Consider the following 7853-nt stretch of genomic DNA (forward strand, 5'->3'; position numbering starts at 1 on the left):
TTGCATGCCGCGTGTCCGGGGGCCGGACCGCGCACCGCGAAGGCCCGGTGTCCCCGGGCCGGCCATCGCTCAAGCCGCCTCCGCCTTCGCCGCCCCGGCCCGGGCACGGACCACGTCCGAGGGGTCCCAGCCCTGGTGCGGGACGGAGGTGAGCAGCAGTCGTGTGTACGCGTGCCGCGGTGTGCTCAGCACCCGGTCCGTCGGCCCCTGTTCGACCACGGTGCCCCTGCGCATGACGACGGTCTCGTCCGTGATGTGCTGCACCACGGCCAGGTCGTGGCTGACGAAGACCAGGGCCACACCGGTGTCCTCGCGTATCTCGGCGAGGAGTTGGAGGATCTGGGCCTGGATGGACACGTCGAGCGCCGCGACCGCCTCGTCGAGCACCAGGACGCGCGGGTCGACGGCGAGGGCGCGTGCGATGGCGAGGCGCTGGCGTTGTCCGCCGGAGAGCTCGTGCGGCCTGGCCTCTGCCTCGCGGGCGCCCAGGCCGACCCGGTCGAGCAGTGACCGGATGCGGTCCTCCACCGCGGGGTGCCCGTGCAGCCGCAGGGCGGTGCGAAGGCACTGGCCCGCGGTGAGCCGCGGGTCGAGGGAGACGTAGGGGTCCTGGAAGACCATCTGGATCTCGCGTGCGCGGGCCAGCCGGTCGCGCCGGGAGCGTCCGCCACGGCGCGCGGAGTGCCGGTCCCGGCCGTTGACGGTGACGGTGCCCACGTCGGGTCTCTCGAGACCGGCGAGCATGCGGGCCACGGTGCTCTTGCCGGAGCCCGACTCGCCGACGATGCCGACGGAACCGCCCTCGGGCAGGGTGAAGGAGACCTGGTCGGCCGCGGTGAGAGTGCCGCCGCCCGGCAGCCGGAAGGTCTTGCGGAGCCCTTCGACCACGAGCAGGGGCGCGCCGCCCTGGGGGCTGTTGCCGTTCATGGTGTGCTCCTGACGACCGGTACGGCCGGTGGTACGGGGTCCTCGGCGGTGCCTGCCGCCGGCTTGCCGAGCGGACCGCCCGGGGGCAGCTCGCCGATCCGGCGGCAGGCGGCCGTGCCGGCGCCGGCGAGGGGCAGCGGCTCGGGGGTCCAGGCTTCGCACGCGGGCTCGCTGTGGGGGCAGCGTGCCGTGAAGGGGCAGCCGGGGAAGGCGTCCGCGAGCGACGGGGGCCGGCCGGGGATCGGACGGATGGCCCGTGGTGTCTCGCCCAGTTCGGGCGAGCAGTCCAGCAGGCCCCTGGTGTACGGGTGCCGGGCGTCGGCGAAGAGGCGTTGCGCCTGCTGTTCCTCGACGACACGGCCCGCGTACATCACGTACACGCGGTCGCAGTAGGCGGCGGCGAGATGCAGGTCGTGGGTGATGAACAGCATGCCCAGTTCCCGCTGTTCACGCAGCTGGCGCAACAGGGCGAGGATCTCCGCCTGGGTGGTGACGTCCAGGGCGCTGGTGGCCTCGTCGGCGAGCAGCAGACGCGGCTCGGCGGCGAGCGCACCGGCGATGACGACCCGTTGCAGCATGCCTCCGGACATCTCGTGCGGGCGCTGCCTGACGCGCCGTGCGGGGTCGGGGAGGCCGACGGCGTCGAGGAGTTGGACCGCGGTCCCCTGCGCTCTGCGCCTCTCCTTCCCGGAGCCGTCACCGGGGCGGACCAGCCTTTCGACGAGGAAGTCGCCGACATTGCGCACCGGGTTGAGGGCGGAGCGCGGGTCCTGGTGGACCATGGCCACCGTGCGGGCGCGGTGCTCGCGCAGGCGGGTGCCGGTCATCGACAGTACGTCCGCGCCGTCGACCAGCACCTTCCCTTCCGTCCGGGCGCCGTCGGGCAGGATGCTCAGCGCGGCCTTCGCGGTGGTGGACTTGCCCGAGCCGGATTCACCGACGAGGCCGACGACTTCGCCGGTGCGGACCTGGAGGGACACCTCCGCCAGCAACGGACGGGCGGCGCCCGGCAGATGGACGGTCAGGTTCTCGATGTCGAGCAGCATGGCGCGGTTACCTCCTGGATCCGAGCCGGTCGGCGGCACGGACCCCGACGACGTTGAAGGCCACCACGACGGCAGCGATGGCGGTGCCCGGCACCAGCGCGGGCAGCAGGGCGCCCTGCACGATCGCCGACTGCCCCTCCTGCACCATCAGCCCCCAGTCGGAGCTGGGCGGCTGGGCGCCGAAGCCCAGATAGCTGAGCGTCGCGAGGCTCATGAGGGCCTCACCGAACAGGACGACGAGATAGCCGGCGATCGACCGTGCGAGGTTGGGGACGAGGTGGCGCACACAGATCCGCGCCCCTCCCATGCCCTGCACCCGGTAGGCGTCGATGTACGGCTTCGCCCGCTCGGAAAGGGCCACGCTGCGGGTGTACTTGGCGATCGTCGGGGCGAAGGCGAGCCCGAGTCCCAGCACGGACGTGGTCATCCCTGCGCCGAACACGGCGATGATCAGGACGACGAACAGCAGGCCGGGGAAGGCGTACATCACGTCCGTGGCACGTGACACCAGTGTGTCCACCCAGCCACCGCGCCAGGCGGCCAGGGTGCCCAGCGCGACACCGAGGACGGACGCGAAAGCGAGCAGCAGGACCGGTGCTATCAGGCTCGTCCGGGCGCCGTACAGCACGCGGGAGAGCAAATCCTGGCCGGACGCGTCGGTGCCGAGCGGATGTTCCGGGCCGGTGCCGACGAGGGAGGAGGAGAGGTCGACGGCGTCCGGCGGGTACGGGGCGAGCAGGGGGGCGAACACGGCGGCGAGCACCACGAGTCCGAGGAAGCCTGCCGCCACCGCCGCTCCGGCGGAGCGGCGGGAGCGCTTGCCGACGGGCAGCAGCCCGCCGGCGGGGACGGCGGTCATGCGGAACTCCTCACGGCCTTGAGACGGGGGTCGAGCAGCGGATGCACCAGGTCGACGACGGTGGTGACCACGACATAGCCGGTGACCATCAGCAGCAGGACCGCCTGGGCGACCGGGAAGTCATGGCTGTTGATCGCGCCGACGAGCAGCGAACCGATGCCGCTGAGCCCGAAGACGGTCTCGACGGCGACGGTCCCGGCGAGCATTCCGGCGGTGACCAGGCCGCACATGGTGATGATCGGGCCCAGCGCGTTGCGCAGGACGTGCCGGCGGACGATCTCGCGCTCCGGGATCCCGGAGGCTCGGGCGACGGCGACGTGGTCGGCCGAGCCCGCGTCCAGCATGGCCTGGCGGGTGACCCGGCTGATGACGGCGAGCGCTCCGAGCGCCATGGCGACGGCGGGCAGGGTGAGGTGGTGGACCATGCCGGCGAAGCCTTCGCCGCTGCCGGTCACCGGGAACCAGCCGAGCTGGACCCCGAACAGCGCGACGAGGGCTATACCGCCGACGAACGAGGGGACGGACGCGGCGAGGGTGGTGCCGCCGACGACGGCGGAGTCCACCCAGCCGCCGCGGCGGACCGCGGCGAGGATCCCCGCGCCGACGCCGAGGACCACGAAGAGGACGGTGGCGTAGGCGACAAGGGCGAGGGTGGTGGGGAACCGTGCCGCCAGCAGATCGGCGACCTGGTCCCCGTACTGGAACGAGCGGCCGAGATCGAGGTGGAGGCAGTCCCAGAGCCAGCGGCCGTACTGGACGACCAGCGGCTCGTCGAGGTGGTACTGCTCCCGGACGGCGGCCAGCCGCTCGGGGGTGAGCTTGTCCCGGCCCCCGGCAAGAAAGACGGCGGGGTCACCGGGGGCGGCGTACACGGCGGCGAAGATCACGAAGGAGGCGGCCAGCAGCGTGGCGAACAGTCCTGTGAGCCGTCGCGCGACAGCGGCGATCATGGTGGCTCGGCTCACTTCGCACCGAGCGCTGCGGCCCAGGGGTAGTAGAGGTACGCCATGGACGCCGGCGGGCCGGTCAGCTTGTCGTCGATGACGAGGGCCGTGGGCATCTGCGCGACGGGGATCCAGACCGCGGCTTCGCTGAACCGGCGCTGCACGTCGATCACGAGCGCGGCGCGCTGCTTGTCGTCCAGCGTCCGCATCGCCTCCTTGACCTTGCTGTCGTACTCCGGGCTGCGGAATCCGACCCAGTTGTTGGAGCTGTCGGAGAGGCCGTTGTCGTAGAAGCCGATGGGGTCGCTCTTGGAGATGTACCAGTCGGCGACGAGCACGTCGATGTCGGCGCGGGCCTGCTTGTCGCCGTAGAACTCGCCGTACTCGGCGGGCGGGACGGTCTTGATCTGCCCCTTGAGGCCGATCTGCTGGAGCGCGGCGCGGACGGCGTTGGCGATCACCAGGCGGCCCTGGCTGCTGTCCGTGCCGATGACGATCGGCTTGTCGGGAGCCGCCTCGGCGTTCTCCACGAGCTTCTTCGCCTCGGCGATGTCGTCGGCGCCGGGCCGGGCCGGAGCACCCGTGAGCTGCTTCTGGGCGGCGGCGAAGGCGCCCTTCTCGTAACCCCAGGCACCCGATCCGACGGGGGTGGCCCACGGCTCGACGAGACCGCCGTAGCCGGAGCGGGCTATGCCCGCGCGGTCCAGGGCGAGCGCGAGTGCCCTTCGGACGTCCGGGTCGGCGAGGCCGCCGCGCTCCGTGGGGATCAGGGCGAGGGCGGCGGTGCTCGGTCCGTAGTGCTGGTCGAGCCCCTTGGTGCCACGCAGGGCGGCGGCCGTGCCGATGGAGTCTGCGTACGTGCCGTCGGCGGCGCCCGTCTTCAGCGCGTTCACCATGGCGCTGTCGTCGGCCCAGCGGAAGACGAGCTGCCGGGTGAGGGGCTTCTCGCCCCGGTAGGTGTCGCTGCGGTTGATGACGATCGAGTCGCCGGACTTCCAGTCGCCGAGCCGGTAGGGGCCCGAGCAGGCGTCGGGCTGTCCGGGGGTGCCGAAGTCCTTGCCGGACTTCTCGACCTGCTCGCGGTTGTAGACCAGTCCCGCGTCACCGGCCAGCGCCTTGGTGAACAGGGCGTCCGGCTGCTTGAAGGTGATGGTGATCTCGAGGTCGCCGGTCCTGGTCATCTCCGCGACGTTGTCGAACTCGTCGGACTGCTCCATGTCCGGCCGGGCGTGGCGCCGGAGGCTGAACAGGACGTCGTCCGCCGTCATCGCGGAGCCGTCGTGGAAGAGGACGTCGTCGCGCAGGGCGAGGACGAGGGTCCTGGCGTCCGGTCGGGTGGCCTGCCGGACCAGGGAGGGCTGCACGGACATGTCGGGCTGGAGTTGATACAGGCGCTCGCACACGTTGCTGAGGACGGTGCGGCCGGCGCTGCCGCCCTGGGTGTCCAGGTCGAGGGAGTCCGGCTCGTCCTCCAGCAGCCAGTTGACGGTGGCGACTTCGCCCTTGGCCTTCGCGGTGGTGGATGTGAGGGTGAGCTGTGCGGCGTCGGCGGTGGCGCCGCCTCCCGCCGGGCGGGTGGTGTCCGCGCCGCTGCACGCGGTGGTGAGGGCCATCGCCCCGGCGAGGCCGGCGGCGGCGACGGTGGTTCTGAGCTTCATGCAGGGCTCCTGAGCGGGGAAGGGCCAGGGGCTTTCGTTCGGATCAGGCCGGATCCGAACGAGAGGCCCTGAGAGCGGAAACAGCGTCAGTTCGGGGCGTGGGGGCCGTCGTAGAGATTCCAGGGCAGGTGTTGGTACTCGCGGTCGCAGGGCGTGCCCGCCGTCACGTGGTAGTCGCCGGTGGTGAGGTCGACGCACGAGGAGACGAGCGTCTGCCACTGCTTGACCTGCGGTCTTCGGGGGTCGATGTGGGTGCACAGCGACTCGGGGTGGCCCAGGTGGTCCGACATCGCCTGCTTGATGAGCACCCGCGACTCGTCCGCGCCGGTGGACCCCCGCAGCAGGCGCAGGCCCTCCTCCGCGCGGGGCACCCTCACCAGGGAGTCGGCGGCCATCGGACGGTAGTCCGCGGCGAGGGCGGCGGGGACGCCTGCCTGGTAGTGGTTGCCGTGCACCAGCAGGCCGTCGGTCGGGTACATCCAGCCGTGGCCGGCCGGCGTGGTCTCCAGGTCGATGGCGAATCCCTCGCGGCACGTCAGCAGGGCATTGCTGGCGATGTGCGCGCGGGTGCGGCAGAGCTCGTCGAGGGCGTCGGTGATCGTGGAGCGGTCGAGGACACTGCGCCGGATCACGGTCTGCGGAATGCCGACCGTGTCGTCGAAGCGGCCGCCGAGCCCGTTGGCGTTGAGTGCGATGCCGGCGGAGTTGGCGCCCTGGCGGCCGATCTGTCCGGCCTCCACCTGCATGACGACGGTCGGTTTCGGCGGCTGGACCACGCGGATCATGACGACGGTGTCCGCGACCCCGGCGCGCCAGTCCCAGTTCTGGCCCGCCCATACGTGGCCGTCGCCACTGGCGGGGCCGTACGCGGCGAACGAGGTGCAGCCGTCCGGTGGCTCCTCCTCCGGGACCCGCGCGCCGGGCCCGTCCTGCTCCCGCATCCGAGCGAAGGAGTCGTCGTAGATGACCTCGCCGCGTGCGTTGAGTGCGAGGACGTCGAGCAGGCCGACGCCGGCGCCGTCGGCGATGCCCTGCATCTCCTCCAGGAGGTGGGGTGCGTAGTCGCGGACGGGCTCGAGCCAGCGGGCCGCCCGGGAGCTGACCTGCTGCCAGGTGAGCCCGGACGACGATCCGAACGCCTCCGCGTAGTAGGCGAGAGCGGTCCCGATCTGTGGCGCGACAGCGGCTCCGTACTGGCGGCCGCGCTCGACGGGGGTCCCCGACACTTCGATGACGGGAAGGGCGTGTTTCATCGCGAGGACTCCTCGGGACACATGCGTGCTGTAATGTTCGTTTCGAGAACACGAGATCCTGAAACGGAATACACACGAGCGTAACGGCCGTAACGTAGGAGTCAATACCTGTAATGAAGAATCCAGAATCCGGCAGCGCCGCGCCCGGCGGTCTGACCCGCCTGCGCGCCACCGTGCGCGACCAGTGGGACGAGCTGTCGGCCGCCGAGCGCACCGTCGCGCAGTACCTGGTCAGCGCGCCCGCCGAGCAGGTGATGTTCGCCAGCGCACAGGAGCTGGGGACGGCCAGCGGCACCAGCAACGCCACGGTCGTGCGCGCCCTCCAGCGCCTGGGTTACGCGGGGTTGCCAGCGCTGAAGCGGGAGCTGGCGGCGGACTTCACCTCGGCACTGGCTCCCGAGGTCCGGCTGAAACAGCGCATCGCGCACGTCGGCCAGGACCTGCAGACCATCTGGAACGACGTCTTCGACGAGACGCAGGACCGCATCGACCAGTGCCGGCGCCTGACCGGGACCGACGCCCTCCAGCAGGCCGTGGCCGCGCTCGCCGACGCTCGTGAGGTGTTCTGTTACGGCGTCGCCGCGTGCGAACTCGCGGCCCGGCATCTCGCCCTGACCCTCGGCCGTATCGGCCGCCGCGCGCGGTTCGTGGGCGCCACGGGGTTCGCGCTCGCCGACCCGCTGCTGTCACTGGCGCAGGGTGACACGGTGGTCATCTTCCAGCCCGGCCGACCGCTGTCCGAGCTCACCGTGCTGGTGGAGCGGGCGCGGTCGGTGGGGGCGAAGGTCGTCTTCGTGACGGACGAGCTGGGCGAGGCGTTCGAGGACCGGGTCGACGCGATCCTCACCGCGCCCCACACGCCGACCGGCATCACCAACGAGGCGCTGACAGGGCTCGTCGTCGCCGACGCGCTGCTGCTGGCCCTCACCACCCTGGACGAGACCCGTGCGGTCGAGCACTCGCACCAGCTCACGGCGCTGAGGGAACAGCTGCTTCCCCCGCGCGAGCAGCGCTCCAGGAAAGCCTGACGTCGGGCAGGAGGAGCGCGGGGCGGAGCAGCCGGAAGGGCGGGGGGGGGGGGGGGGGGGGGGGGGGGCCCCCCCCCCCCCCCCCCCGCCGCCCCCCCGCCGCGGGGGCGCCGCGCCGCGGCGCGGGGCACACACAAA

General features: G+C 72.1%; 7 protein-coding genes. 1 reads left to right on the top strand and 6 read right to left on the bottom strand.

From position 1 onward, the window contains the following. Positions 1-69: 69 nt before the first annotated feature. The 6 genes from ACIPJI_RS21015 to ACIPJI_RS21040 all read right to left on the bottom strand — a co-directional run bounded on the left by ACIPJI_RS21015 (position 70) and on the right by ACIPJI_RS21040 (position 6687). Positions 70-927 carry an ABC transporter ATP-binding protein gene (locus ACIPJI_RS21015; protein WP_402247940.1) on the bottom strand — a complete coding sequence of 286 codons (858 nt, stop codon included), beginning with the start codon at positions 925-927 and terminating at the stop codon, positions 70-72. Next, the gene (locus ACIPJI_RS21020; RefSeq protein WP_402247942.1) at positions 924-1973 is read right to left on the bottom strand and encodes an ABC transporter ATP-binding protein; all 1050 of its coding nucleotides are present in this window, start codon (positions 1971-1973) and stop codon (positions 924-926) included. Before ACIPJI_RS21020 ends, ACIPJI_RS21015 begins: the two co-directional genes overlap by 4 nt. A gap of 7 nt (positions 1974-1980) precedes the next feature. Further along, a complete protein-coding gene (locus ACIPJI_RS21025) occupies positions 1981-2832 on the bottom strand; it encodes an ABC transporter permease (protein WP_356623630.1) in 852 nt (283 codons plus the stop codon). Further along, positions 2829-3782, bottom strand: coding sequence for an ABC transporter permease (locus ACIPJI_RS21030; protein ID WP_402247944.1), 954 nt, complete (start codon positions 3780-3782; stop codon positions 2829-2831). Before ACIPJI_RS21030 ends, ACIPJI_RS21025 begins: the two co-directional genes overlap by 4 nt. 11 nt (positions 3783-3793) lie before the next feature. After that, positions 3794-5434 (bottom strand): ABC transporter substrate-binding protein, encoded by a 1641-nt coding sequence (locus ACIPJI_RS21035; RefSeq protein ID WP_402247946.1) that lies wholly within the window; start codon positions 5432-5434, stop codon positions 3794-3796. An 86-nt stretch (positions 5435-5520) separates the two neighbouring features. Next, positions 5521-6687, bottom strand: a complete 1167-nt coding sequence (locus ACIPJI_RS21040) for a C45 family autoproteolytic acyltransferase/hydolase (protein WP_402247948.1) — start codon at positions 6685-6687, stop codon at positions 5521-5523. A gap of 113 nt (positions 6688-6800) precedes the next feature. Here ACIPJI_RS21040 and ACIPJI_RS21045 point away from each other — a divergent pair, with 113 nt between their 5' ends. Further along, positions 6801-7715: a MurR/RpiR family transcriptional regulator gene (locus tag ACIPJI_RS21045; protein WP_356623624.1), complete on the top strand. Its 915-nt coding sequence runs from the start codon at positions 6801-6803 to the stop codon at positions 7713-7715. Positions 7716-7853: the final 138 nt, after the last annotated feature.

The sequence above is a fragment of the Streptomyces sp. NPDC086835 genome (assembly GCF_044745705.1).
Classification (GTDB): domain Bacteria; phylum Actinomycetota; class Actinomycetes; order Streptomycetales; family Streptomycetaceae; genus Streptomyces.